The 25,088-nt window shown below is 68.5% G+C and carries 21 protein-coding genes, 2 rRNA genes and 2 pseudogenes; 17 read left to right on the forward strand and 8 right to left on the reverse strand.

Going from position 1 to position 25,088, the window contains the following annotated elements:
- Positions 1–326: ribosomal RNA gene (locus ADBZ6I_RS04735) — 23S ribosomal RNA — on the forward strand; the annotation flags it as partial.
- Between the two features lie 130 nt (positions 327–456).
- Positions 457–569 (forward strand): 5S ribosomal RNA (gene rrf / locus ADBZ6I_RS04740).
- A gap of 109 nt (positions 570–678) precedes the next feature.
- On the opposite strand, the gene ADBZ6I_RS04745 is transcribed toward rrf, so the two are convergent.
- Entirely contained in the window at positions 679–1,182 is a 504-nt protein-coding gene (locus ADBZ6I_RS04745; protein ID WP_526381384.1) for a methylated-DNA--[protein]-cysteine S-methyltransferase, read from the reverse strand.
- A 138-nt stretch (positions 1,183–1,320) separates the two neighbouring features.
- Here ADBZ6I_RS04745 and ADBZ6I_RS04750 point away from each other — a divergent pair, with 138 nt between their 5' ends.
- The 4 genes from ADBZ6I_RS04750 to ADBZ6I_RS04765 all read left to right on the forward strand — a co-directional run bounded on the left by ADBZ6I_RS04750 (position 1,321) and on the right by ADBZ6I_RS04765 (position 4,069).
- Complete coding sequence (locus ADBZ6I_RS04750; RefSeq protein WP_526381386.1) at positions 1,321–2,232, forward strand: diiron oxygenase; 912 nt, start codon at positions 1,321–1,323, stop codon at positions 2,230–2,232.
- Complete coding sequence (locus ADBZ6I_RS04755) at positions 2,229–2,882, forward strand: DUF4873 domain-containing protein (protein WP_526381388.1); 654 nt, start codon at positions 2,229–2,231, stop codon at positions 2,880–2,882. Before ADBZ6I_RS04750 ends, ADBZ6I_RS04755 begins: the two co-directional genes overlap by 4 nt.
- A 119-nt stretch (positions 2,883–3,001) precedes the next feature.
- Positions 3,002–3,235, forward strand: coding sequence for a hypothetical protein (locus tag ADBZ6I_RS04760; RefSeq protein WP_526381390.1), 234 nt, complete (start codon positions 3,002–3,004; stop codon positions 3,233–3,235).
- A 3-nt stretch (positions 3,236–3,238) separates the two neighbouring features.
- Positions 3,239–4,069 carry an SDR family NAD(P)-dependent oxidoreductase gene (locus ADBZ6I_RS04765; RefSeq protein ID WP_526381392.1) on the forward strand — a complete coding sequence of 277 codons (831 nt, stop codon included), beginning with the start codon at positions 3,239–3,241 and terminating at the stop codon, positions 4,067–4,069.
- A gap of 26 nt (positions 4,070–4,095) precedes the next feature.
- Here ADBZ6I_RS04765 and ADBZ6I_RS04770 read toward each other — a convergent pair.
- Positions 4,096–5,287 (reverse strand): annotated as a pseudogene (locus ADBZ6I_RS04770) (adenylate/guanylate cyclase domain-containing protein); the annotation flags it as partial.
- Between the two features lie 225 nt (positions 5,288–5,512).
- Here ADBZ6I_RS04770 and nucS point away from each other — a divergent pair.
- Together nucS and ADBZ6I_RS04780 are read left to right on the forward strand one after the other, a co-directional pair.
- A complete protein-coding gene (nucS, locus tag ADBZ6I_RS04775; protein WP_526381394.1) occupies positions 5,513–6,184 on the forward strand; it encodes an endonuclease NucS in 672 nt (223 codons plus the stop codon).
- The gene (locus ADBZ6I_RS04780) at positions 6,184–6,417 is read left to right on the forward strand and encodes an Rv1322 family protein (protein ID WP_526381396.1); all 234 of its coding nucleotides are present in this window, start codon (positions 6,184–6,186) and stop codon (positions 6,415–6,417) included. Before nucS ends, ADBZ6I_RS04780 begins: the two co-directional genes overlap by 1 nt.
- A 20-nt stretch (positions 6,418–6,437) precedes the next feature.
- Here ADBZ6I_RS04780 and mce read toward each other — a convergent pair whose 3' ends face one another.
- Positions 6,438–6,905, reverse strand: a complete 468-nt coding sequence (mce, locus tag ADBZ6I_RS04785; RefSeq protein WP_526381398.1) for a methylmalonyl-CoA epimerase — start codon at positions 6,903–6,905, stop codon at positions 6,438–6,440.
- A gap of 94 nt (positions 6,906–6,999) precedes the next feature.
- Between mce and ADBZ6I_RS04790 the strand changes: the two genes are divergently transcribed.
- Together ADBZ6I_RS04790 and ADBZ6I_RS04795 are read left to right on the forward strand one after the other, a co-directional pair.
- On the forward strand, positions 7,000–8,178 hold the full coding sequence (locus ADBZ6I_RS04790) for a thiolase family protein (protein ID WP_526381400.1): 1,179 nt from the start codon (positions 7,000–7,002) through the stop codon (positions 8,176–8,178).
- 57 nt (positions 8,179–8,235) lie between these two features.
- Positions 8,236–9,129 (forward strand): tetratricopeptide repeat protein, encoded by an 894-nt coding sequence (locus tag ADBZ6I_RS04795; protein ID WP_526381402.1) that lies wholly within the window; start codon positions 8,236–8,238, stop codon positions 9,127–9,129.
- A gap of 68 nt (positions 9,130–9,197) precedes the next feature.
- Here the strand turns inward: ADBZ6I_RS04795 and glgB are convergent, their stop codons facing one another.
- Positions 9,198–11,423, reverse strand: a complete 2,226-nt coding sequence (glgB, locus tag ADBZ6I_RS04800) for a 1,4-alpha-glucan branching protein GlgB (protein ID WP_526381404.1) — start codon at positions 11,421–11,423, stop codon at positions 9,198–9,200.
- Positions 11,424–11,439: 16 nt separating this feature from the next.
- Complete coding sequence (locus ADBZ6I_RS04805) at positions 11,440–13,500, reverse strand: maltotransferase domain-containing protein (RefSeq protein WP_526381406.1); 2,061 nt, start codon at positions 13,498–13,500, stop codon at positions 11,440–11,442.
- A gap of 125 nt (positions 13,501–13,625) precedes the next feature.
- On the opposite strand from ADBZ6I_RS04805, the gene glgP reads away from it, so the two are divergent.
- Together glgP and ADBZ6I_RS04815 are read left to right on the forward strand one after the other, a co-directional pair.
- A complete protein-coding gene (glgP, locus tag ADBZ6I_RS04810; protein ID WP_526381408.1) occupies positions 13,626–16,262 on the forward strand; it encodes an alpha-glucan family phosphorylase in 2,637 nt (878 codons plus the stop codon).
- A 109-nt stretch (positions 16,263–16,371) separates the two neighbouring features.
- Entirely contained in the window at positions 16,372–17,190 is an 819-nt protein-coding gene (locus tag ADBZ6I_RS04815; protein WP_526381420.1) for an MspA family porin, read from the forward strand.
- 10 nt (positions 17,191–17,200) lie between these two features.
- Here ADBZ6I_RS04815 and ADBZ6I_RS04820 read toward each other — a convergent pair whose 3' ends face one another.
- The 3 genes from ADBZ6I_RS04820 to ADBZ6I_RS04830 all read right to left on the reverse strand — a co-directional run bounded on the left by ADBZ6I_RS04820 (position 17,201) and on the right by ADBZ6I_RS04830 (position 22,230).
- Positions 17,201–18,634 (reverse strand): neutral zinc metallopeptidase, encoded by a 1,434-nt coding sequence (locus ADBZ6I_RS04820; protein ID WP_526381410.1) that lies wholly within the window; start codon positions 18,632–18,634, stop codon positions 17,201–17,203.
- A 162-nt stretch (positions 18,635–18,796) separates the two neighbouring features.
- The gene (locus tag ADBZ6I_RS04825) at positions 18,797–20,827 is read right to left on the reverse strand and encodes an ATP-dependent DNA helicase (protein ID WP_526381422.1); all 2,031 of its coding nucleotides are present in this window, start codon (positions 20,825–20,827) and stop codon (positions 18,797–18,799) included.
- A gap of 98 nt (positions 20,828–20,925) precedes the next feature.
- The gene (locus ADBZ6I_RS04830) at positions 20,926–22,230 is read right to left on the reverse strand and encodes a nicotinate phosphoribosyltransferase (RefSeq protein WP_526381412.1); all 1,305 of its coding nucleotides are present in this window, start codon (positions 22,228–22,230) and stop codon (positions 20,926–20,928) included.
- A 64-nt stretch (positions 22,231–22,294) separates the two neighbouring features.
- Here ADBZ6I_RS04830 and clpS point away from each other — a divergent pair, with 64 nt between their 5' ends.
- From clpS to ADBZ6I_RS04855, 5 genes and pseudogenes are all read left to right on the forward strand, one after another.
- On the forward strand, positions 22,295–22,600 hold the full coding sequence (gene clpS / locus ADBZ6I_RS04835; protein ID WP_526381414.1) for an ATP-dependent Clp protease adapter ClpS: 306 nt from the start codon (positions 22,295–22,297) through the stop codon (positions 22,598–22,600).
- Positions 22,601–22,608: 8 nt separating this feature from the next.
- The gene (aosR, locus tag ADBZ6I_RS04840) at positions 22,609–23,178 is read left to right on the forward strand and encodes an oxidative stress transcriptional regulator AosR (RefSeq protein ID WP_526381416.1); all 570 of its coding nucleotides are present in this window, start codon (positions 22,609–22,611) and stop codon (positions 23,176–23,178) included.
- 50 nt (positions 23,179–23,228) lie between these two features.
- Positions 23,229–24,293 carry a P1 family peptidase gene (locus ADBZ6I_RS04845; RefSeq protein ID WP_526381424.1) on the forward strand — a complete coding sequence of 355 codons (1,065 nt, stop codon included), beginning with the start codon at positions 23,229–23,231 and terminating at the stop codon, positions 24,291–24,293.
- Positions 24,294–24,331: 38 nt separating this feature from the next.
- The gene (locus ADBZ6I_RS04850; RefSeq protein WP_526381418.1) at positions 24,332–25,003 is read left to right on the forward strand and encodes a rhomboid family intramembrane serine protease; all 672 of its coding nucleotides are present in this window, start codon (positions 24,332–24,334) and stop codon (positions 25,001–25,003) included.
- Positions 25,000–25,088, forward strand: a pseudogene (locus ADBZ6I_RS04855) (glutamate racemase); the annotation flags it as partial. The gene ADBZ6I_RS04850 and the pseudogene ADBZ6I_RS04855, both read left to right, overlap by 4 nt.

The raw sequence follows: 25,088 nt of genomic DNA on the forward strand, positions 1-25,088 counted from the left end.
GCGAGCTGGGTTTAGAACGTCGTGAGACAGTTCGGTCTCTATCCGCCGCGCGCGTCAGAAGCTTGAGGAAAGCTGTCCCTAGTACGAGAGGACCGGGACGGACGAACCTCTGGTCCACCAGTTGTCCCACCAGGGGCACCGCTGGATAGCCACGTTCGGACAGGATAACCGCTGAAAGCATCTAAGCGGGAAACCTTCTCCAAGACCAGGCTTCTCACCCATCAAGTGGGATAAGGCCCCCCGCAGACCACGGGATCGATAGACCAGACCTGCAAACGTAGTAATACGTCAGGGAACTGGCACTAACCGGCCGAAAACTTACAAAAACACACAAAAACTCGCAACCACACCACAAACACCAACAAACACCCACCCCACCACCAAAAACACCCCCCACACCAACACCAAAAAAAAGGGGGGGCACACACGGGGCGAACTCAACAATTTACATAAAGTTACGGCGGCCATAGCGGCAGGGAAACGCCCGGACCCATCCCGAACCCGGAAGCTAAGCCTACCAGCGCCGATGATACTACCCAACAGGGTGGAAAAGTAGGACACCGCCGAACACACATTAAACCTGAGCCCCCCGAGAAATCGGGGGGCTCAGGCATTTAAAACGCCCCCCGAGAAATCGGGGGGCGTTTTCCTTTTATTTGCTCATTCGCGTATTCGTTATTACTCGAAGAGCGTCGTGTTCGCCGGCGCACGGGTCTTCTCGAGCGCCAGCAGATCGCGCTTGCGATCCAGGCCGCCGCCGTACCCCGTCAACCCGCCCGTCGATCCGATGACCCGATGGCAGGGAACGATGATGCCTATCGGGTTGCGCCCGTTGGCCAGGCCGACGGCCCGGGATGCTCCGGGTGAGCCGATCTGGGCGGCGATCTCCCCGTAGGAGCGGGTCTGACCGTAGGGAATCGTCCGCAAGGCGGCCCACACCCGTCGCTGGAACTCGGTGCCCACCAGTCGTACATCGACGTCGAAGTCGGTTAGTGATCCGGCGAAGTAGGCGTTCAGTTGTTCCACCACGTCGGCGAATGCAGTGTCGTCGTCACGCCAGGATGACCGGTCCGGCTCGTGGCTCTGCCCGGTCATCCGTAGGTGCATGAGCGTCGGGCCGTCGCCGGCGAGGGTGAGTGGACCGACCGGGCTGTCGACCGTGCGGCACGTCAGTGACGTCATGCCGTCGATCGTCGCACGATGCGATTCGGGTGAGAAATAGCGACACTTCGGGTATCCGGTACCGCCGGTATTGACATGACTGCCGCCGCGGCTTATCTTTTCTTCCCACGGGGGCGGACACCGAAAGGGGCATCGCAGATGACCACGTCGATTTCGCCCGCCCAGAACCGCGGTCGAACCCGCGAAGAGTTCTCTGAGCGCTTGTTGAACGGTTCCATCAAACGGTCCTACGAACCGGTCGTCGATATCGACTGGGCCGCCCCGTTGGACCCCGACAAGTTCTTCCTCCCCCCGCAGATGGTGACCCTGTACGGCACGCCGGAGTGGGAGGCGATGACCCGCGAGCAGCAACGGGAGCTGTCTCGCCAGCAATTAGTCAACATGCTCTCGGCCGGCATCTGGTTCGAGAACATCCTCAACCAGGCTTTGCTGCGCAGCATCATGCACACCAACCCCACGGCCAAGGCGACCCAGTACATGCTCACCGAACTCGGTGACGAGACCCGCCATATGGTGATGTTCGGCAAGACCATCGACCGCGTCGGCGGTATCCCAGTGCGGCCCGGTCTTTTCCAGCGAATCATCATCAATGCGCTGCCGTTCACCTTCCGTGGCCCCGCGCTGTGGGGTGCGGCCCTGGTCGGGGAGGAGATCTTCGACGCGTTGCAGCGCCAGATCCTCGACGACCCTGACCTGCAGCCGATTGTTCGGCGCCTGATGCGTATTCACGTCACCGAGGAAGCGCGCCACATCCAGTTCGCGCGGGAGGGTCTGCGGAAGATGGCCCCCGGCATGCCGTGGTACCGCAAGTTCCTCATGGCCAACATCCACGGTGTCGGCGGCCCGTTCTATCGGATGCTGTTCACTCTGCCGGTGTACTACAACCGGGCAGGGCTGGATGGCCGGCAGATGCAGCAGGTTGCGCGGGCCAACCCGCACTTCCAGCAGAAGTGCCGCGAGTCGTTCGCTCCGCTGGCCAACTTCTTCGAGGAGGTCGGGTTGATGGGCCGACTCAGCCGTCGGCTGTGGCGTCGGGCCGGATTCCTATGAGCGTCATCGTCATCGGGCCTGTACCGCCCGGCTTGGAGCTAGCGGACTGCACCGTACTGGCCGACAAGGCGGCGGCGCATTTCGACACCGCTGCTGAAACCTGGACGGTCAGCGACTCCCGCGGTACGACCGCGACCGCGCGGATCGTGGTCGACGCCCGGCCCTCGGACTTAGCGGCCGTCGCTAGCCATGGCACCCCGAATCACTTCCGTATCCCCGGTCCCGACATCCGGCGGCAGGCCCGTTACGTCAGCCGCTGTCTGCGCCTAGTCGAACGTTCCGGCGCCGCCCGCATCGAGGCCAAAGCCACAATCGTGCTGCGGCGCTGGCGTCCGCAGCCCGTCGAACCGTGCTTCTATCTGACCGGCTCCCAGCCCGAGTCGGACGATCTGTATGACGGCCCGGCGACGGTGATCATCGACGGAGAGTCGATCGACAGCAGGGTCCGGCTGATCGGCCACCTCGATGCCATCGACGGCCGGTACCACTGGCAGGGAACGGTATTCGAGGCGCTGCCCGGCACCGCTCGAAGCCGGGCGGGTGGCCTCACGCTGACGATCGACGACCGGACCGCCGGGGCGAGGATCGTCGAGCAGACGCCGTGGGGAACTCACATGATCTCCGGCGTCGGCGACCCTCCCTTCGCCTAGTCTCGGCGTTTCTAGCCGAAAGGTCTTTTCAAGCAACAATCTTTGCGGCCCGACGGCCGATGTTGTCACCGGACATGCGGTGCGCACCAATGGCCGGCGCGCTGCACTACATCGGCTTCATGCCCAATCCTCTCCACAAGCCCGGCCTGCTGGGCAACCTCTACTCGTCGTGCGCCGCCCGCGCGCAGATGATGGCGGCACGGTTCACCGACGGCACCTTGGACGCCGACGCCTTCTCACTGGATCCGATGGTCCTGGCTCGTAGGCTGGACCGGCTGCGCGCAGCTGCGCCGGTCTCGAACGGCTGCTGCGGGGTTGCCCCGATGATGCCAGCCACAGCAGGAGGGAACTGACCTGTGCCCAACCCCATCGTGCTCACCGGTGCGTCGGTCGTCATCACCGGAGCGGCCCGGGGGATCGGGTACGCGACGGCCCGGGCTTTCGTCGCCGAGGGGGCGCGGGTGTTCATCGGCGACCTTGACGGTGAGCTGGCCAAAGCCGCCGCGGACGAACTCGGTTGCACCGGTGCGCGGGTCGACGTGCGTTCGCGGGAGTCGTTGACGGAGTTCCTGGCCGGCGTCGAACCGCCCGTGCAGGTACTGGTGAACAACGCCGGCATCATGCCGGCCGGCCGCTTCGCCGACGAGTCCGACGCCGTCACCGATGCGATCGTCGACGTCAACCTCAACGGCGTGCTGCGGGCGACCAAACTGGTGCTGCCGGGAATGGTGCAGCGCGGTCGCGGACACATCGTCAACGTGGCGTCCTACCTGGGCGAGGTGCCGGCCGCCGGGCTGGCCACTTACTGCGCCAGCAAGCACGCTGTGGTGGGGTTCAGCGAGGCGCTGCGCGACGAACTCGACGGGTCCGGTGTGACGGTGACGTGCGTGCTGCCGTCGGCGGTGCGCACCGATCTGGTGTCGGGGGTCAAACTCGGCGGGGTGCTGCCGACCGTCGACCCCGAGGACATCGCCGAGGCGATCGTCGCCACCTGCCGGACCCGACCCCCGATCGTCGCGGTTCCCGGATGGATGCGCAGCTACGAGGCCGTCGCCGCCCTGGTGCCCGACCGGCTGGTCGGCGCCGTCCGGGGCAGGCTGACCCGGCAACGGGTGCTGCGCACGCTGGACACCGGCGCACGCGCCGGGTACGAGAACCGGATCCGGCGCGACGTCGCCTCTGGGTGAGTCCGGCCCTCTGGGTGAGGTCGGCCTCAGCGGCCGCCGATGAGGCTGGCGATCGGGACGCGCTCGTCGTAACCGCGTAGCCGCACCGGTTTGCCGATCCGCCAGAACCGCTGCTCGCGCTCCGAGGCGGCCGTCACCGTCCCGGCCGAGGCGATCGCCCGGCTCGGTTCGGAGCGGGCCAGTTCGGCCAGCCGTGCCGCCTCGTTCACCGGTTCGCCGATGACGGTGTACTCGAAACGTTCTCGGGCGCCGACGTTTCCGGCTACCACCTCACCGGAGCCCACACCGATTCGGGCCGGGCACTCGGGGACTTCCCGGCGCAGCCGCCGCGCGATGGTGCGGGTGGCGGCCAGCGCGTTGTCCTCGGGGCATTCCAGCGCCACGGGCGCGCCGAAGATGGCCAGCGCGGCGTCGCCCTCGAACTTGTTGACCAGGCCGTTGTGGTTGTCGACCTCTTCGACGATCACGGCGAAGAAGCGGTTGAGGAGTTCGACGACTTCGATGGGTGGCCGGCTGGTGACCATCTTGGTGGAGCCGGCGATGTCGATGAACAACACCGCCACATGGCGCTCCTCGCCGCCGAGTCGCGGCATCTCCAGCTCGGCGGCGGCGGCCACCTCCCGGCCGACGTGGCGGCCGAACAGGTCGCGTACTCGTTCCCGCTCGCGCAGACCGTCGACCATGGTGTTGAAGCCGCGCTGCAGTTCGCCGAGTTCGGTGGCCCATGATGCCCGGGGCCAGTCCGCGGGGCGGTTTGCCGGCGGCCAGGGCTGCGGCGGCCACTGGACGCAGAGCGAACTCAGCCGCCAGATAGCTCGTGGTCGCGACGACCATGCCGCAGAAGGCCAGCACCAGGCCGACCCGGGGGATGAACGCCGGATCCTGAATGCCGTAGAGCGTGGTGAACAGCACGGTGGCCCCGCCCCACAACACCAAGAGGGTCAACGCGATCCGCCACGGCGTCAACATCGTGTTGCGTTGATCCTCGCGGTCGGGCCGTCGGCCCTCCGTCGCCCAGCGCAGGTCCCCGAGGGTGCGGATGTGCAACCGCCAGGTTCCCAGCGCCACCGTGATGACGGTGTACAACGGCGCCACCAGGCCGGGCAGCCACCACGGCACATCGGCGAACACGCTCGGATCCGGAAAGGCGACCAAGGCGAACAGAAACGCCATGGCGACGCCGATCGCGTTGACCACCAAGATGAACACCGTCAGGATCGCCTGGACCCTGGCCCTGCGCTGCGCCGGGCTCTCGGTGCGGCGGCCGAGCAGCAACGATCCGTAAACCGGTGTGCGCGAGAGCCGCCCGCTCTGGCGGGTGAGGCGTTCGAGTACGCGGCCCAACCGCTGTGCCAGGTTCGAGTCGGTACTCGGTGCTGGATTCGAGTCGGTACTCATGGTGGCGCAAGCCTAGTTGCGGTGCCCGCCCCCTAAGCTGAACCGGTGCGACTCGTGATCGCCCAGTGCACCGTCGACTACCTGGGCCGGCTGACCGCCCATCTGCCCTCTGCGCGGCGCCTGCTGCTGGTCAAGGCGGACGGGTCGGTGAGCATCCATGCCGACGACCGCGCCTACAAGCCGCTGAACTGGATGAGCCCGCCGTGCTGGCTCACCGAGACCGTCGACGGCGAGGTTGCGGTGTGGGTGGTGCAGAACAAGGCCGGCGAGCAGTTGCGCATCACGATCTCCGAGATCGAGCACGACTCCAGCCATGAGCTGGGCACCGACCCGGGGTTGGTCAAGGACGGTGTGGAGGCTCACCTGCAGGAATTGCTGGCCGAGCACATCGGCCTGCTGGGGGAGGGGTACACCCTGGTGCGCCGCGAGTACATGACCGCCATCGGCCCGGTGGACATCCTCTGTCGTGACGCCCACGGCCGTTCGGTGGCTGTGGAGATCAAGCGCCGCGGCGACATCGACGGGGTCGAGCAGCTGACGCGTTACCTGGAACTGCTCAACCGTGACAGCCTGCTGGCGCCGGTCGCCGGCGTGTTCGCGGCGCAGCAGATAAAGCCGCAGGCGCGCACGCTTGCCGAGGACCGCGGAATTCGTTGTCTTACTTTGGATTACGACGTGATGCGCGGAATGGACAGCGACGAGTTCCGGCTGTTCTGATGCGCAGGATCGAGCCCGGGCCCGACGGATACGACTACGAGGTGGTTCCGATCCCGGGCGCCCGGGCGGTCAAGGCCTATCGATGCCCGGGTTGCGACCATGAAATCCGCAGCCGCACACCGCATGTGGTGGTGTGGCGTACCGAGGACGAAACCGGCGAACATCGTCGGCATTGGCATACCCAGTGCTGGGCGAACCGGGCCACCCGCGGGCCCACCCGCCGGTGGTCCTAGCTGAGATCAGTGCTCTGGACTCAGTTCTCTCGGGGCTCGACGAGTTCCACCAGGACGCCGCCGGCGTCCTTGGGGTGGATGAAGTTTATCCGCGAACCGGCTGTGCCGCGGCGCGGAGCGTCGTACAGCAGCCGAACGCCCTGGCTGCGCAGACGGTCGGACAGCGTGTCGAGGTCGCTGACCCGGAAAGCCAACTGCTGGATGCCCGGTCCCCGCTTGTCGATGAACTTGGCGATGGTCGAGGTCTCGTCCAGCGGGGCCATCAGCTGAAGCTGGGCGCTGCCGCGGGGAGCGCCGCGCACCTCCAGCATGGCCTCGCGCACACCTTGCTCGGCGTTGATCTCCTCGTGAACGACGATCATGCCGAGGTGGTCGTGGTACCACGTGATGGCGGCATCCAGATCGGGCACAGCGATGCCCACATGGTCCAGCCCGGTCACCAGAGCGCTCGCCAGCAGTCGGCGGGCATCGATGTGCTCGGTCGTCATAACAACACGGTAACCTTTCAACCGGATGGTTGGTCAGTGTGTTGGCTGGATCACATTCGGCGACCGGTCTTGGTCGAGTCTGGAGGAGGCAGGAATGACGACGTCGGTGATCGTTGCCGGGGCACGCACCCCGGTCGGGCGGTTGATGGGTTCGCTGAAGGACTTTTCCGGCAGTGACCTTGGGGCGGTGGCCATCAAGGCGGCGCTGGAGAAGGCCGGTGTGGAGCCGTCGCTGGTCGAGTACGTGATCATGGGCCAGGTGCTCACCGCCGGCGCCGGCCAGATGCCCGCCCGCCAGTCCGCGGTGAACGCCGGCATCGGCTGGGACGTGCCGGCGCTGACGATCAACAAGATGTGCCTGTCGGGCATCGACTCGATCGCCCTGGCCGACCAACTGATCCGGGCCGGCGAGTTCGATGTCGTGGTGGCCGGCGGCCAGGAATCCATGACCAGAGCCCCGCACCTGTTGATGGACAGCCGGTCCGGCTACAAGTACGGCGACGTGACGGTGCGCGACCACATGGCCTACGACGGCCTGCACGACGTGTTCACCGACCAGCCGATGGGAGCGCTGACCGAACAGCGCAACGACACCGATAAGTTCACCCGTCTCGAACAGGACGAGTTCGCCGCCGCCTCCCACCGGAAGGCGGCCGCGGCGTGGAAAGACGGCGTGTTCGCCGACGAGGTTGTGCCCGTTCAGATTCCGCAGCGCAAGGGTGACCCGATCGAATTCGCCGAGGACGAAGGGATCCGGGCCAACACCACCGCCGAGTCGCTCGCCGGGCTCAAGCCGGCGTTCCGCAAGGACGGCACCATCACCGCCGGCTCGGCATCCCAGATTTCCGACGGCGCCTGCGCTGTTGTGGTGATGAATAAAGCCAAGGCGCAAGAGCTGGGACTGACCTGGCTGTGCGAGATCGGCGCGCACGGCAACGTCGCCGGCCCCGACTCGACGCTGCAGTCCCAGCCGGCCAACGCCATCAAGAAGGCCATCGCCCGGGAGGGCATCACCGTCGACCAGCTCGACGTGATCGAGATCAACGAGGCCTTCGCCGCGGTCGCGCTGGCCTCGACCCGCGAACTGGGCGTCGACCCGGAGAAGGTCAACCGCAGCGGTGGCGCCATCGCCATGGGCCACCCCATCGGGATGTCCGGGGCGCGCATCACGCTGCACGCGGCACTCGAACTGGCTCGGCGGGGCAGCGGCTACGCCGTCGCCGCACTGTGCGGCGCCGGCGGCCAGGGTGACGCGCTGATCCTGCGTCGCTGATGTTTGCGCGGGTCCTGTGATGTCGGTCATAGGGACTTTCATGACAAACTGGCAGGCGTGACCCGTCCCCGCCCGAGAATCGCACCGGTGATGACCGGTGCGGTCGATCTGTCCGGTCTCAAGCAGCGCAGCCAGAGCGGTGATTCCGGCTCAGCGCCCGGCAGTCACGCCGTGGAGATCACCGAGGTCAACTTCGAAGCCGAGGTGCTGGTCCGCTCCAGCGAAGTGCCGGTGGTGGTGCTGCTGTGGTCCCCGCGCAGCCAAGCCTGCCTGACGTTGCTCGACGCCCTGGACGCCCTGGCCGCTGCCGACGCCGGCAAGTGGTCGCTGGCGACGGTCAACGTCGATTCCGCGCCCCGCGTGGGCGCCATCTTCGGCGTCGAGGCGGTGCCCACCGTGGTGGCACTGGCCGGCGGCCAGCCGCTGGCCAGCTTCGAGGGCCCCCAACCGCCCGAACAGTTGCGTCGCTGGATCGACTCGCTGCTGTCGGCAACCGCGGGACAACTCGGCGGCGACGACGATGCGGCGGCGCAGGCGCCGGTGGACCCGGCCCTGGCGGACGCCAGGGAGAAGCTGGACACCGGCGACTTCATCGGTGCCGTGGCGGCTTACCAGGCCATCCTCGACGCCGATCCCGGTCACGCCGAGGCCCAAGGCGCGCTGCGCCAGATCGTGTTCCTCCAGCGCGCAGCCGCCCATCCGGCTACCGCCGTCGCCGACGCCGATGCCGCGCCTGACGACATCGACGCGGCGTTCGCGGCTGCCGACGTCCAGGTGCTCACCCAGGATGTGCCCGGAGCGTTCGGCCGGCTGACCGCCCTGGTGAAGCGCACGTCCGGGGACGACCGCACCCGGGTGCGGACGCGGCTGATCGAACTGTTCGAGTTGTTCGACCCCGCCGACCCGGAGGTCATCGCCGGGCGGCGGAATCTGGCCAACGCACTGTACTAAGCCCGCGCCGAGATCGACGAAATGCCATGATTCACTAAAACTTTCGCGGCGAATCGTTCGTTTCGCCGCTAGTCGGGGACGGGCTCCAGCCAGATCGCCGACGTCGGCGGCAGCACCAGCTGTGCCGAGGCCGCCCGCCCGTGCCATGGCTCGTCGGAGGCTTCGACAGCGCCCATGTTCCCGATGCCCGATCCGTTGTAGACCGCCGCGTCGCTGTTGAGCACCTCACGCCAGGTGCCGGAATGCGGCAGTCCCAACCGGTAGCGGCTGTGCTCGTTGCCGGCGAAGTTGAACACGCACGCCAGCACTGAACCGTCGGCGCCATATCGCAGGAAGCTCAGCACATTGCTGGCCGAGTCGTTGGCGTCGATCCAGGAGTAGCCCGCCGGCCGGGTGTCCAGGCTCCACAGCGCGGGGCGACTGCGGTAGAGATGGTTGACGTCGGCCATGAACCGCTGGATGCCGCCGGAGAAGCCGTTCTCGGCCAACTGGAACCAGTCCAGCCCGCGCTCCTCCGACCATTCGGCGCGCTGCCCGAAGTCCTGACCCATGAACAGCAGCTTCTTGCCGGGGTGCGCCCACTGATAGGCCAGCAGGCTGCGCAGGCCGGCGGCCTTGACGTGATCGTTGCCGGGCAGGCGCCCCCACAGCGTGCCCTTGCCGTGCACCACTTCGTCGTGGCTGATCGGCAGCACGTAGTTCTCGCTGTAGGCGTATAGCATCGAGAACGTCATCTCGTGGTGATGATAGCTGCGGTAGATCGGGTCGCGGCTGATGTAGTCCAGGGTGTCGTGCATCCAACCCATGTTCCACTTCATCGAAAAGCCAAGGCCGCCAAGGTTGGTCGCGCGGGTGACGCCCGGCCAGGAGGTGGACTCCTCGGCGATGGTGACGACGCCCGGCGCGCTCTTGTGCACCGTGGCGTTCATCTCCTGCAGGAACTGCACGGCTTCGAGGTTCTCGCGGCCGCCGTAGGCATTGGGGGTCCAGCCGTCCACCGGGCGCGAATAGTCCAGATACAGCATGGAGGCCACCGCGTCGACGCGCAGGCCGTCGATGTGGAACTCGGTGAGCCAGTACAACGCGTTGGCCACCAGGAAGTTGCGCACCTCCGGCCGGCCGAAGTCGAAGACGTAGGTGCCCCAGTCCAGTTGCTCGCCGCGGCGTGGATCGGAGTGTTCGTAGAGCGCGGTCCCGTCGAAGCGGCCCAGTGCCCAGGCGTCTTTCGGGAAATGCGCGGGCACCCAGTCCATGATCACGCCGATCCCGGCGGCATGCAGCCGGTCCACCAGGTACCGGAAATCGTCGGGTGTGCCGAACCGCGACGTCGGCGCGTAGTAGGACGTGACCTGGTAGCCCCAGGACCCGCCGAACGGGTGTTCGGCGACAGGCAGCAGCTCCACATGTGTAAAACCTTGGGCCACAACGTATTCGGTAAGCTGCTGCGCCAGTTCGCGGTAGCTCAGGCCGGGCCGCCAGGAACCGAGGTGGACCTCGTAGGTACTCATCGGCTCCAACACCGGATTGCTGTGCGCTCGTGCGGCCATCCAGTCGTCGTCGTCCCAGGTGTAGTGGGAAACGAACACCCGCGATGCCGTCAGCGGTGGAATCTCGGTGGCGAACGCCATCGGGTCGGCCCGGTCGGCGACCGCGCCGTCCACCCCGTGCACCCGGAACTTGTAGAGGCCGTCGGGGGAGAACCCCGGCCAGAACAGCTCCCAGACCCCCGTGGAGCCGAGCACCCGCATCGGGGCGTCGTTGCCGACCCAGCCGTTGAAATCGCCGATCAGGTTGACGCCCTTGGCGTTCGGCGCCCATACCGCGAAAGACACGCCCTCCACCACACCGTCCGGGGTGGTGAACGAACGGGGGTGCGCGCCGAGGATCTCCCAGAGTCGTTCGTGGCGGCCCTCGGCGAACAGATGCAGGTCCACCTCGCCCAGCGTCGGCAAGAACCGGTAGCCGTCGGCGACGGTGATCACGTGCGGGTTGCCGTCGGCACCCGGGTAGCTGACCTCCAGCCGGTAGTCGGCCAGGTCGGTGAACGGCAGCGCCACCGCGAACAACCCCGAGTCGATATGGGTCATCGGATACCGGCTGCCGCCCACCAGCGCAGACACCTCGACGGCGTGCGGCCGCAGCGTGCGGACCACGGAGTGCTCGCCGTACTCGTGGGCCCCGAGGATGCTGTGCGGGTCATGGTGGGCGCCGGCCACCAGCCGCGCCAGTTCCGCGGGATCGGGCGCCAGCGCGGGCCCGGCCGCCGGGCCGGTGCGGTCAGGGGTTCGTGTCATTGGATCACTCCCGCCTTCATTCCCGGCGCAGCAGGGCGGCCCGCTGGTCCTGCGGGATGACCGGCATATTCAGGACGTGCGCCACCGCCTTGACCGGCTCCAGGCGCACGTAGTTGGACTGGCCCCACTGGTATTGCTCCCCGGTGATCTCGTCGCGCACCCAGAAACGGTCGTAGGGCTGCATACCCAGTGCGGCCATGTCCAGCCAGAGCGTGCCGTCCTCGGCGCCGAACGGGTTCAGCGTCACGACCGTCAGGACACAGTCGCCGCTCACCGGGTCGTACTTGCTGTAGGCCAGCAGGGCGTCGTTGGAGACGTGGTGGAACCGGATGGTGCGTTGCTCGCACAGGGCCGGGTGGACCCGGCGGATTTCGTTGAGGCGGGTCAGGAACGGTTCCAGCGAGCGGCCCTGCGCCAGCGCAAGAGCGAAGTCGCGGGGCCGCAGTTCGTACTTCTCCGAGTCCAGGTACTCCTCGCTGCCCGGCTTCACCGCGACGTGCTCGAACAATTCGTAACCCGAGTACACCCCCCAGGAGGCGCCCATGGTCGCGGCCAGCGCCGCGCGGATGGCGAACATGCCCGGACCGCCGTTCTGCAAGCTCTCGTGCAGGATGTCGGGGGTGTTGACGAACAGGTTCGGCCGGGCATAGTCGGCGTGCTCGGCGATCTGGCGGCCGAACTCCTCGAGTTCCCATTTCGCGGTTCGCCAGGTGAAGTACGAATACGACTGTGTGAAGCCCAGTTTCGCCAGACCGTACATCCGGGCCGGCCGGGTGAACGCCTCGGCCAGGAAGAGCACGTCGGGGTCGGTGCTCTTGACCTCACCGATCAGCCAGGCCCAGAAGTCCGGCGGCTTGGTGTGCGGGTTGTCGACGCGAAAAACCGTGACGCCGTGGTCGATCCAGTGCCGGACCACCCGCAACACCTCGTGGTAGAGGCCTTGCGCGTCGTTGTCGAAGTTCAGCGGGTAGATGTCCTGGTACTTCTTCGGCGGATTCTCCGCGTAGGCGATGGTGCCGTCGGGCAGTCCGGTGAACCAGTGCCGGTGCGCCCGCGCCCACGGATGATCCGGGGCGCACTGCAGAGCCAGGTCCAGCGCCACCTCCAGGCCGTGGCCACGGGCGGCGGCGACGAAGGAGTCGAAGTCCTCGATCGTGCCGAGGTCCGGATGCACCGCATCGTGCCCGCCCTCGGTGCTGCCGATGGCCCACGGCGATCCGACGTCGCCGTCGTCGGCGGTCACCGCGTTGTTGCGGCCCTTGCGGTGTACCTTGCCGATCGGGTGGATCGGCGGCAGGTACACCACGTTGAACCCCATGGCAACGATGCGGGGCAAGGCGGCGGTGGCGGTGGCGAAGGTGCCGTGCACCGGCTCGCCGTCGGCGTCCCAGCCGCCGGTGGAGCGGGGGAAGAATTCGTACCAGGAGCTGCACCGGGCCAGCGGCCGGTCCACCCAGACGCCGTAGGGGCGGCCGCGGGTGACCAGGTCCCGCAGCGGGTAGTGGTCGAGCAGGTCGGTGACGTGATGCGACAGCGCGTGCGCCGCGCGGGACAGCGGATCACCGGGCCGGCGCAACTCCGCGGCGGCCTGCAGCAGCGGTGCCCGGTCGGCGCGGGGTACCCCGGTGGCAGCGCGCTCCAGCAGGTCCGCGCCCACCAGCAGGTCGTTGTGCAGGTCTTCCTCGCCTTGGCCGGCGTCGAGTTTGGCGACCACGGCATGGCGCCAGGTGGTGATCGGATCGCCCCAGCCGTCGACCCGGAAGACCCATAACCCGACCTGGTCGGGGCAGAACTGACCGTGGAACACATCCGGTGTGCGGCCGGGCGTCATCCGGTATCTCGCGGGTTTCACCCGGGACGATTCCTGCGGGGCAGGGCTGGTCGCGACCTTGCCGCCGTGAGCGATGGGGTAGGCCGTCCCGAGGTGGCGCACCACCAGGGTGGCGGCCACCGCCTCGTGGCCCTCGCGCCAGACCGTCGCCGACACCGGCACCAGTTCGCCGACGACCGCTTTGGCCGGATAGATCCCACCGGACACCACGGGAGCGATGTCGTCGACCGCGATACGACCCGGCACCCGAGTACCTCATTTCCGCTCCAGCCCGACACGCTCCCGACACCACGGGTAACCGCATCACCGTCGGTTCACACCGTAACGGCCACCGAGGGCAGCCGAACCCAAACCTCAGTAAGGTCATATCGGTGAAGGCTCTCCGCAGGTTCACCGTTCGCGCCCACCTCCCTGACCGCATCGCGGCGCTCGGTCGGCTATCGACCAACCTTCGATGGTCATGGGACGTCGGCGTCCAGGAATTGTTCGCCGGCATCGACCCGCAGGCATGGGCGCGGATCGGCCGCGACCCGGTGGCGCTGCTCGGCGAGGTCAGTACGGCGCGGCTCGACGAGCTCGCCGACGACCAAGCCTTCACCGAGCGTCTGGACTTCCTCGCCGCGGACCTCGACCAGTACCTGACCCAGCCGCGGTGGTACCAGGAGCTGCAGTCGCACAACGGTTCCGTCCTGCCCAACGGCATCGGCTACTTCTCAATGGAGTTCGGTGTGGCCGAGGTGCTGCCGATCTACTCCGGCGGCCTGGGCATCCTGGCCGGCGACCACCTCAAGGCGGCCTCCGACCTTGGTTTGCCGCTGATCGGCGTCGGCCTGAACTACCGCTCGGGGTACTTCCGCCAGTCACTGACCTCCGACGGCTGGCAGCACGAGAACTACCCGGCGCTGGACCCCCAGGGTCTGCCGCTGCGGCTGCTGTCCCACCCCGGTGGCGAGCCGGTGCTGATCGAGCTGGCCATGCCCGAGTCGCGCGTGCTGCGCGCGAAGGTATGGATCGCCCAGGTCGGCCGAATCCCCTTGCTGCTCTTGGATTCCGATATCCCGGAGAACGATCACGATATGCGTCACGTCACCGACCGGCTGTACGGCGGCGACCAGGAGCACCGGATCAAGCAGGAGCTGCTGGCCGGGATCGGCGGGGTGCGGGCTATCCGCGCGTTCTGTGCCATCGAGGGCCACCCGGCGCCGGACGTCTTTCACATGAACGAGGGCCATGCGGGTTTCCTCGGCCTGGAGCGTATCCGCGAATTCATGGTCGCCGACCACCTCGACTTCGACACCGCGCTGGCGGTGGTGCGGGCCTCTACCGTGTTCACCACTCATACGCCGGTGCCGGCCGGGATCGACCGGTTCCCGGTGGAGATGGTCGAGCGGTACTTCGGCGACGAGGGCCACTACGGCCTGGTGCCCGGTGTGCCGCTACGGCGGGTGCTCGGTTTCGGCGCCGAATCGGACCCGTCGAAGTTCAACATGGCCCACATGGGGCTGCGGCTGGGCCAGCGGTCCAACGGCGTCTCGCAGTTGCACGGCCGGGTGAGCCGGGAGATGTTCGCCGAGCTGTGGCCCGGTTTCGACGCCGCTGAGGTGCCGATCGGTTCGATTACCAACGGGGTGCACGGACCCACCTGGGCGGCCCCGGAGTGGCTGGCGCTGGCCGCCGAACTGGCCGGTTCGCCGGAAGCCTTGCGGGATGCCTCGGAGTGGCAGCGCCTGCAGCAGGTCGACACCGGCCACATCTGGGGAATCCGCTGCCAGCTGCGTGCCAAGCTGGTCGAGGACGTCCGCCGGCGGATCCATAAATCCTGCCTGGAGCGCGGCGCCATCGAAGCCGAACTCGACTGGGTGGCAACCGCTTTCGATCCCGGTGTGCTGACCATCGGGTTCGCCCGGCGGGTGCCCACCTACAAGCGCCTGACGTTGATGCTGCGCGACCCGGACCGTCTGGAGACTCTGCTGCTCGACGAGCAACGGCCCATCCAGTTGATCGTGGCCGGCAAGTCTCACCCCGCCGACGACGCCGGAAAGGCGCTCATCCAGCAGGTCGTTCGCTTCGCCGACCGGCCCGAACTGCGGCACCGGATCGTCTTCCTGCCCGACTACGACATGTCCATGGCCCGGTTGCTCTACTGGGGTTGCGATGTCTGGCTGAACAATCCGCTGCGCCCGCTGGAGGCGTGCGGGACCTCCGGGATGAAGAGCGCGTTGAACGGCGGGCTGAACCTATCCATCCGCGACGGCTGGTGGGATGAGTGGTTCGACGGGGAGAACGGCTGGGAGATACCGAGTGCGGAGGTGCTCAGCGAGGAACGCCGCGACGACCTGGAGGCCAGGGCGCTCTATGATCTGCTGCACAAATCGGTGGCGCCGAAATTCTACGACCGCGACGACAACGGGGTGCCGGGCCGTTGGGTCGAGATGGTGCGACACACCCTGGTGTCGCTCGGGCCCAAGGTGCTGGCCTCCCGGATGGTGCGCGACTACACCGAGCAGTACTACGCACCGGCGGCTGCCTCGCTGCGCCGAACCGTGGAGTCCATCGACGGTCTGCCGTTCGGGCAGGCCCGCGAACTGGCCGCCTACCGGCACCGCGTCACCGACGCATGGCCGCAGGTGCGGATCACCGATGTCGACAGCTCCGGCTTGCCGGACACTCCGGTGCTGGGGTCGGAGATGACTCTGACAGCGGCTGTCGTCCTGCCCGGCCTGCGTCCGGACGACGTGGTGGTCCAGGCGGTGCTCGGACGGGTCGATTCCGGTGACACCCTGAGCGACCCGCGCTACATCGACATGATCCGCATCGGTGGAGGTGACGGGGAGACGGCAACGTTCTCGGCGACCACCCCGCTGCCGCAGGCCGGCTCCATGGGCTATACCGTGCGAGTGCTGCCACGCCACCGGCTGCTGGCCGAGGACGCTGAATTCGGCTTGGTCAAGCTTGCCGGCGACATCGATCTGGCGGACCGGGCGGCCCCCGTTGAGGTCCACCTGTAGTTTGCCGGGGAAGCGCTTTGGAGGTAGGAGAACTGTGCTCGGTAGGGCCGCGCTCGTGAGGACCATGCGTCACTCGGCTGACTTCGCCACTGCCGGGACCATTGCGGGGATTGTTGTGGGGACCGCCCTGGTGATCGCGGTCCCGGCAGCGGCCGATCCCGATCCCATCACTCCGGGCGGGCCGGTATCGGTGGCCACCGAAGGCCCTCCGGCGCCGGCTGCCGAGGTAGTGCCCATTTCGGCTCCCGGAGCCGACCCCGGTGCCTCTCCTGGTGCTACTCCTGGTCCTGCAGCCGCACCCGGCGCCACGCCGGGTCCGGCACCTGCGGCCGCGACCCCGGTGAATTCGGCGACGGTGGAATCGAGCCCGCCGGTGACCACGACGTCACCGGACGGCTGGACCATGCAGGTGTCGGCCAAGGACGAGACGCAGGCGCCGATCGCGCCGCTGACCACCGCGATCTCGACGCGGGAATACGAGGTCAGCGGAGTGTTCAACGGCGCCTTGGACGGCGGTGGTGACCAGACGGCCAAAGGCATCTTCGAGGTCGGCTACCAGATCGGCTGCGGCATCGACATGAGCACGGCCAACGGCGTCTCGATGACCGGCACAGCCGGTCTGAACCCCTCTATCGGCCTCATCGGCCTGGACTTCACCAGCCTGCCGATCGAGGGCCTGCTTCCCGGCATCGGGGCCAACATCGGCGGCGGCATCACCGTCGGTCTCAAGCCGGGCATCATCAACACCGTCGCGGTGACCAAGAAGCAGTACGAGAGCAACGCCCCGTGGGTGTCGATCAACAAGCTGCGCATCAAGATCGACGGTTGCGTGGGTGAATCGTTCATCCGCTCGTACGCCGTGCTGGCCAAGTCCAACTCCGACGGCGACGCCATCCTGTCCTGGTACGGCGTCACCAAACGAGTGTGACGCCGGGCGTCTACTGGAAGCGCTTGAAGCAGCGGTCCTGGTCCCCGAGGACGCCGACCCGGAAGGCGTCGATGCGGGAGAACCCCGCGGGCACCGATTCGCCGTTGACGTCGCCGGCGGCCAGACCGTTGGTGAGCAGACCCGAGATCGCCTCGTCGATGTCGCCCGCCGTCAGCGCCACCGTGTCACCGTCGGGTGTAGTGATGGTCTGCGACAGCTTGGTGGTGGCCACCCCGGTCAGGCACGCAGTCCGCAGGCCGGCCTCGGCGGTGTCCAGGGACACGCCGCGTTCGTGCTGCAGGGCGAGCATGAAGCGGGACACCACCAGCGAGTAGGCGGTGTTGTCGCCCTGCAGGGCCGGCCCGTCGGCGCCCTCGGTGGACGTGCCCAGGGCCTGCAGCGCTGTCAGGTCCACGGCGATGGTGTTGGTGGCCGGGCAGAACGACACCGGCGGGCTGGGCCGGGCGTCGGCGCACGACGATGCCGAGGCGCTGTCGACGGTCAGCTTCGGCGGGTTCTTCGGGGTGAACAGGATGTTCAGCGCGTCCACCACCGCCTTGACCGACTTCTCGGTGACCGGCAGTTCGCCGCTCTGATTCGAGGGCAGTTCCACCGGCAACTCGCCGCGGCGCTGGTTGATCTCTTTGAGGGTGATGCTCGTACAGGCGGCCGGCCCGTCGGTGAACCCGAACTGGAACGCCGAGATCCGTTCGAAGGCTGAGCCGTGTTCGTCGCCGACGTCGTAGCCCTGGTTGCCCTCCAGCAGCGGGTCGCGGAACGAGATCATCGCCGCCAGCAGGTTGTTGAGACCTTCGCCGGTGCTCAGCGTGAACCGCGGCGACTTGCCCTCGGCCACCCAGCGGAGGTAGGCGCCGGCGAAACAGTCCGCCTGCTGCTCGGCCACCAGCGTGGGCACACCCCTGGGGTTGAGCGTGGCCATCTTTTGGATGGCGTGGCCGTACTCGTGGGCGAGCACCATGGTGATCGCCATGTCGCCGTAGGCTTTTCGCAGCGACGGCATGAGCACCGCGCGGTCCCAGCCGATGGTGCCGTCGACTTCGCAGAAGCCGGCGTTGACCAGACCCTCGGTGGTGTCGTCGCAGAAGGTGCCGTCGTAGTCGCCGGAGTCCCAGGAGAACAACTCCTTGACCGGCTTCAGTTCGCCGTCGAAGGTGTCCGGGTAGGCGAACTTCCAGTACTCCTCCAGGTCGCTGACGGACTGGCCGGCGAGTTCGTCGACCTGACCGCCGTCAGTGCCGGTGACTTGACGGGCTTCAGGTTTTGCATCCGGGCGCAGCCCGGTGGGGCCGTCGACGGACTCGAGGCCGCCGACCTTGAACGGATCCTCGTAGACCGACACCGCTGTGCCGGTGATCGCGGTGCCGCAGCCTGCGAGCACCGCCGCTGCGCTCACCGCGGCGATCAGTCGTGGCAGCACTCCCATGGCGACCACAATAGATCGCCCGCGACAATTGGCTGTTCAGTCCGGTGGCGGCGTCCGCAAGCCGCCGCTCAGTCTGGTGGCGGCGTACGCAAGCCGCCGCTCAGTCTGGTGGCGGCGTCCGCAGCCGCCGCTCAGTCTGGTGGCGGCGTCCGCAGCCGCCGCTCAGTCTGGTGGCGGCGTCCGCAGCCGCCGCAGCGCGTCCCGGACCACGAGCGGGTCGGTGGTCGTCCAGAACGGCGGCAGCGATGCGCGCAGGTAACCGCCGTAGCGGGCGGTGGACATCCGGGAATCCAGCACCGCGACCACCCCGCGGTCGTCTGAGCGGCGCAGCAGCCGACCCGCGCCCTGGGCCAGCAGCAGCGCGGCGTGGCTGGCGGCTACCGTCATGAATCCGTTGCCGCCGCGGGCGGCCACGGCCCGCTGCCGCGCGGTCAGCAGCGGGTCGTCGGGGCGTGGGAACGGGATGCGGTCGATGATCACCAGCGAGCACGACGGGCCGGGGACGTCGACGCCCTGCCACAGCGACAGGGTGCCGAACAAGGACGTGCGCGGGTCGGCGGCGAACTGTTCCACCAGCGCGGCGGTGCCGTCGTCGCCCTGACAGAGCACCGGGGTGTCCAGCCGCTCCCGCATGGCCTCGGCCGCCGCCCGGGCGGCCCGCATCGAGGAGAACAACCCCAGCGTGCGGCCGTCGCAGGCCTCGACGAGCGCGGCGATCTCGTCGAGTTGCGCCGCCGAACCCGACCCGTCGCGCCCCGGCGGCGGCAGATGGGCTGCGACGTAAAGGATTCCGGCCTTGGCGTGCTCGAACGGCGAGCCGACGTCCAGACCCCGCCACTTCGGGCCTGCTCCGGTGTCGTCGGGCAGCCCCCAGGATTGCGCCATCGCGTCGAAGGAGCCGCCGATGGTCAGCGTGGCCGAGGTCAGCACGGTGGTGGCGGTGCCGAAGATCCGCTCGGCCAGCAGGCCCGCCACCGACAGCGGCGCCACCCGGAGCACCGGGATGGTGGCGCCGGTCCGGTGTTCCTCGTGGTCCAGCCACACCACGTCGGTCCGGTCCGGGATCGCCGCGGCGTAGGAGTCCAGAATCCGTCCGGCGGTGTCGGCGACGTCGGTCAGCGCCGCGATGGCCTCGGTGCGGGCGGCCGCGGCGGCGGGGTCGGCCGGCTTGGGGTCGATGTCGGCGCGTGCCGCTGCCGCGGCGTCGCGCAGAGCAGTCAGGTAGGTGCCCAGTTCGGCGTCGAGGAAGTCGACGCGGCCGGGTTCGGCGTCGTGGATGGCTGAGGAGAAGGTGGCCACGGCCGCCTCCAGCCGGGTGAGGAGTTCGGGGCCGACGAGGGCCGCGACCCGGCGCAGCGTGACCCCCAGCGGCCCGGGGGTGAGTTCACCGGTCGCGACACCGGTGACCCGGTCGACAAGTTCGTGAGCCTCGTCGATCACCAGGACGTCGTGCTCGGGCAACACGTCGGCGTCGGCGATCGCGTCGATGGCCAACAACGCGTGGTTGGTGACGACGATGTCGGACTGGCCGGCCTGCGCCCTGGCCTTCTCGGCGAAGCAGTCGATGCCGTACGGGCAGCGGGTGGCCCCGAGGCACTCCCTGGCCGAGACGCTGACCTGCGACCAGGAACGTTCCGGCACCCCGGGTCGCAGTTCGTCGCGGTCGCCGGTCTCGGTGTCCGACGCCCACTGGGTGAGGCGCTGGATGTCGCGGCCCATCGCACTCACCGCCGCCGCCGCACCAGAGGGCAGGAGCGCAGCGGCCCGGGAATCGGCGCTGAACAGTTCCTCCTGGGGCGGCTCGTCGTCGCTGGGGCTTGAGTTGATCTTGTTCAGGCACAGGTAGTTTCGTCTGCCTTTGAGCAGCGCGAAGGTGGGCTTGCGGGGCAGTTCGGGAGCTAGCGCCTCGGCCAGCCGCGGCAGATCGCGGTCGACGAGCTGGCGCTGCAGGGCGATGGTGGCCGTCGAGACCACCACCGGCGTCTCGTCGTCGACCGCCCGGGCGATGGCCGGGACGAGGTAGGCCAGCGACTTGCCGGTGCCGGTGCCGGCCTGAACGGCCAGGTGCTCGCCGCTCTCGAAGGCGTGCGCGACGGCCTCGGCCATCTGGACCTGCCCGGGGCGCTGGGCGCCGCCCAGCGCCGCGACGGCGCGGGCCAGCAGGTCGGCCACCGGGGGAGTCGCAGCAGCCATCACATCAGCAAAGGTAGCCCGCGGATGCTCATCGGGACTGCGCACAGATCGTTATGGCGGGCCGTCAACGCGGTCTGTGCGCAGTCTCGACGCCGGATCTAGCGCACCTGGCGGGTGGGGATCGCCGGTTCCCCGGTGGACAACGCCAGCCCCTCCCAGGGCAGACTGTGCAGCCCGGCGGCGACCAGATCCCGCGCGGCGGCCAGATCGCGCTGTGCCAGCACCTCGCCGCCACGCACCAGCGGCGTTGTCAGCACGCGGGCCGGTTCGTCGGTCGGTGGCGGGGCGCCGAAGGAGTGCACCACCTCCTCGGTGATGACTCCGGAGGGCCGGGTCAGCCGCAGCGCCGCCTTCCGGCCGCCGTGGGACTCTTTGCGGCTGCTGCGTTTCTGCACCGGGATGCCGTCGACCTCGACCAACTTGTAGACCATGCTGGCGGTCGGCGCTCCGGAACCGGTGACCACCGAGGTGCCCACGCCGTAGGTGTCGACCGGGTCGGCGCGCAGCGCGGCGATGGCGTACTCGTCGAGGTCCCCGGACACCACGATCTCGGTGTTCACCGCGCCGAGCCCGTCAAGCTGGTCGCGGACCTGGCGGGCCAGCACGCCCAGGTCGCCGGAGTCGATGCGGACCGCGCCCAGCCCGGTGCCGGCCGCGGCGATCGCGTTGGCCACGCCGCACCGCACGTCGTAGGTGTCGACCAGCAGGGTGGTGCCGACACCCAGTGCGGCGACCTGGGCCCGGAACGCAGCCTGTTCCCAGTCGTCCGGGCCGCCGTCGGCAGTGGTGTGCAGCATGGTGAAGGCGTGCGCGGAGGTGCCCAGCGCCGGGATGCCGTAGCGGTGGTGGGCCGCCAGGTTCGAGGTTCCGGTGAACCCCGCGAGGTAGGCCGACCTCGCCGCGGCCACCGCTGCCTGCTCGTGGGTGCGCCGCGATCCCATCTCGATGAGCGGGCGGCCCGCGGCGGCGCTGACCATGCGGGCGGCGGCCGAGGCGATCGCGGTGTCATGGTTGAAGATCGACAGCACCAGCGTCTCCAGCAGGCAGCACTCGGCGAAGGTGCCGGTGACCGAGAGCACCGGTGAGCCGGGGAAGTACAGCTCGCCCTCGGCGTAGCCGTCGATGTCGCCGCGGAACCGGAAGGTCCGGAGGTAGTCCTGGGTGGCCGGGTCCAGGAACTCGGCCAGCGTCTCCAGGGTGGCGTCGTCGAAGGTGAAGTCGGCCAAGGCCTCCAATAAGCGTCCGGTTCCGGCGAGTACGCCGTAGCGGCGGCCCTGCGGTAGCCGCCGCGCGAACACCTCGAAGGTGGTCGGCCGGTCGGCGGTGCCGTCCCGCAACGCCGCCGAGACCATGGTCAGCTCGTATTTGTCGGTCAGCAGGGCTGTCCGGGAAGCCACAGTCACACGGCAACCGTAGAGGGTTTGGCGAGGGGCGGTGGATTTTGCCAGCGCTCGCTATCCTGTTCGCATGGGCGCGTCATCAGCACCGACTCGGCCGGGTACCAGCAGTGTTTTGGAGACCGACGAACTCGAGGCCACGGATGCACCGTGGGTGACGATCGTCTGGGACGATCCGGTGAACCTGATGAATTACGTGACCTACGTGCTCCAGAAACTGTTCGGCTACAGCGAACCGCACGCCACCAAGCTGATGCTGCAGGTCCACAATGAGGGCAAGGCCGTGGTGTCGGCCGGCAGCCGGGAATCCATGGAGGTGGACGTGACCAAACTGCACGCCGCCGGGTTGTGGGCCACCATGCAGCAGGACCGCTGAGCCGCCTCGTGCGCAAGTGGAAGCGGATAGACACCGTCGACGGCCCCCGGTTCGTCTCGGCGCTGGAGCCGCATGAGGTGGCACTGCTGACCAACATGGCGACGTCGGTGCAGGAGATGCTCGACGACCGGCAGTCGGCCGCACCGTCGGACCCGCTGGAGCAGTTGACCGGTATCCGCACCGGCAACTCCGCCCCACCCAAGGACGGCACCATGAGCCGCCTGTTGCCCGATTTCCTCAAGGATCAGGCCAACGACGACGCCGCCTCCAACGCCGCGCTGCGCAGCCTGCATGAGCCGCAGATCATCGACGCGAAAATCGCTGCCGCCCAACGGCTGGTCGAAACCCTGCCGGCAGGCGGCGGCCCGGTGGAGCTCACCGAGGACGACGCGCAGGCCTGGACCGGCGCGATCAACGACATCCGGCTGGCGCTGGGCACCATTCTGGGTGTGGGTCCCGAGCTGCCGGACCGGCTGCCGTCGGGCCACCCGATGGCCGCCCATCTCGACGTCTACCAATGGCTGACGGTGCTGCAGGAATTCCTGGTGCTGGGTTTGATGGGCAAGCCGATCCGGTGAGCGTCGCCGGACGACGATGCGGGCCCCCGGGCCCGAGGAGGAGTGCGGCAATCGACTCAGGACTCACGTCGGGATACGGGTCGATCACCGACGTCGCCGGCATCCTCGTCGGCCACCACCATCGGTGTGACTCCGACGCCACCGTGGGCTCGGCCGATCAGCCCGGCAGCGGGTGGGCGTGCGGCACAACGGTTGTGTTCGCGCCGCCGGGAACCGTCGGGGCGGTCGACGTCCGCGGCGGCGCCCCCGGCAGCCGGGAGACCGAACTGCTGCACCCGTCCAACACCGTCCGCTACGTCGACGCCGTGGTGCTGACCGGCGGCAGCGCCTACGGCCTGGCCGCGGCCGACGGGGTGATGACCTGGCTGGCGGAGCAGGGCCGCGGCGTGGCGATGACCGGCGGCACGGTGCCGATCGTGCCGGCCGCCGTCATCTTCGACCTGCCGGTCGGGGCGTGGAGTGCGCGGCCGACCGCCGAATTCGGCTACGCCGCGGTCGCCGCGGCCGGAACCGATGTCGCGGTGGGCAGTGTCGGGGCCGGCGTGGGGGCGCGGGCCGGAGTGCTCAAGGGCGGGGTGGGCACCGCCTCGACCGTCCTGGACAACGGGGTGACTGTCGGGGCGATCGTGGTGGTCAACTGCGCCGGTGAGGTCGCCGACACCGCGACGGGCCTGCCCTGGATGGCTGCGGCGGCCACTGAAGTCGGACTGAGCGCTCCGCCGGCCGACCGGATCGCCGCCTACGCGGCCCGGCACCGCGAGTCCAGCCCGCTCAACACCACCATCGCGGTGATCGCCACCGACGCGGCGCTGAGCAAAGCCGCCTGCCACCGCGTCGCGATCGCGGCGCAGGACGGCCTGGCGCGCACCATCCGGCCGGTGCACACCCCCCTCGACGGCGACACCGTCTTCGCACTGGCCACCGGTGCGGTGCAGGTCCAACCCCCTGCCGACACCCCGGCGGCGATGTCGCCGGAGACGGCGCTTACCACCGCGGTCGGTATCGCGGCCGCCGACTGCCTGGCCCGCGCGGTGCTGGCCGGAGTCCTGGCCGCCGAGTCGGTGGCCGGCATCCCCACCTACCGCGACGTGCTGGTCGACGGTCCGGCAGCGTAGCGCCGGCATCACCGCGCCGGCCGGTAGCCTGAAGCGCTATGGGCTTACCGGGTCAGCCAGGTCAGGATCTTCCGACGCGGGACGAGAAGTGGCCGGGATGGAAGGTCGGCGGCGCCACCATCCTGACCTTCGTCGCGCTGCTCTACCTGATCGAGCTGGTCGACCTGCTGACTGGGCATACGCTGGACCGCAACGGAATCCGGCCGCTGGACACCGACGGGCTCAAGGGCATCCTGTTCGCGCCGCTGCTGCACGCCGACTGGGGGCATCTGGTGGCCAACACCGTGCCGGCCCTGGTGCTGGGTTTTCTGGTGACGCTCGCGGGCATGTCCCGGTTCGTCTGGGCCACCGCGATCATCTGGATCCTCGGCGGGCTGGGCACCTGGCTGCTCGGCAACATCGACCGCTGCCCGTTGGGCACCAACCACATCGGCGCCTCCGGACTGATCTTCGGTTGGCTGGGGTTCCTGCTGGTGTTCGGCTGGCTGACCCGCCACGTCTGGCAGATCCTCATCAGCCTGGTGGTGTTGTTCGTCTACGGCGGCATCCTGTGGGGGGCGGTCCCGTCGCTCAGCGGCTGCGGCGGGGTGTCCTGGCAGGGCCACCTCACCGGCGCGGTCGCCGGCGTGCTGGCCGCGTACTGGCTGTCCAAACCCGAACGGGAAGCGCGTCGTCGCCGGGCGGCCACGCCGCCGGGGCCGCTGGGATGAGTGACCGGTACGCGCCGATCGGCATCTTCGACTCCGGGGTCGGCGGACTGACCGTCGCCCGCTCGATCATCGACCAGTTGCCCGA

The sequence above is a fragment of the Mycobacterium sp. genome (assembly GCF_044342925.1).
GTDB lineage: Bacteria > Actinomycetota > Actinomycetes > Mycobacteriales > Mycobacteriaceae > Mycobacterium.

Excerpts from the sequence above, each read along its gene's own strand:
- mce (WP_526381398.1), bottom strand. The coding sequence starts at position 6,905 with ATGACGACCGAGCACATCGATGCCCGCCGACTGCTGGCGAGCGCTCTG.
- ADBZ6I_RS04750 (WP_526381386.1), top strand. The coding sequence starts at position 1,321 with ATGACCACGTCGATTTCGCCCGCCCAGAACCGCGGTCGAACCCGCGAA.
- ADBZ6I_RS04820 (WP_526381410.1), bottom strand. The coding sequence starts at position 18,634 with ATGGGAGTGCTGCCACGACTGATCGCCGCGGTGAGCGCAGCGGCGGTG.
- ADBZ6I_RS04790 (WP_526381400.1), top strand. The coding sequence starts at position 7,000 with ATGACGACGTCGGTGATCGTTGCCGGGGCACGCACCCCGGTCGGGCGG.
- ADBZ6I_RS04760 (WP_526381390.1), top strand. The coding sequence starts at position 3,002 with ATGCCCAATCCTCTCCACAAGCCCGGCCTGCTGGGCAACCTCTACTCG.
- clpS (WP_526381414.1), top strand. The coding sequence starts at position 22,295 with ATGGGCGCGTCATCAGCACCGACTCGGCCGGGTACCAGCAGTGTTTTG.
- ADBZ6I_RS04745 (WP_526381384.1), bottom strand. The coding sequence starts at position 1,182 with ATGACGTCACTGACGTGCCGCACGGTCGACAGCCCGGTCGGTCCACTC.
- ADBZ6I_RS04825 (WP_526381422.1), bottom strand. The coding sequence starts at position 20,827 with ATGGCTGCTGCGACTCCCCCGGTGGCCGACCTGCTGGCCCGCGCCGTC.
- ADBZ6I_RS04780 (WP_526381396.1), top strand. The coding sequence starts at position 6,184 with ATGCGCAGGATCGAGCCCGGGCCCGACGGATACGACTACGAGGTGGTT.
- ADBZ6I_RS04850 (WP_526381418.1), top strand. The coding sequence starts at position 24,332 with ATGGGCTTACCGGGTCAGCCAGGTCAGGATCTTCCGACGCGGGACGAG.
- glgB (WP_526381404.1), bottom strand. The coding sequence starts at position 11,423 with ATGACACGAACCCCTGACCGCACCGGCCCGGCGGCCGGGCCCGCGCTG.
- ADBZ6I_RS04755 (WP_526381388.1), top strand. The coding sequence starts at position 2,229 with ATGAGCGTCATCGTCATCGGGCCTGTACCGCCCGGCTTGGAGCTAGCG.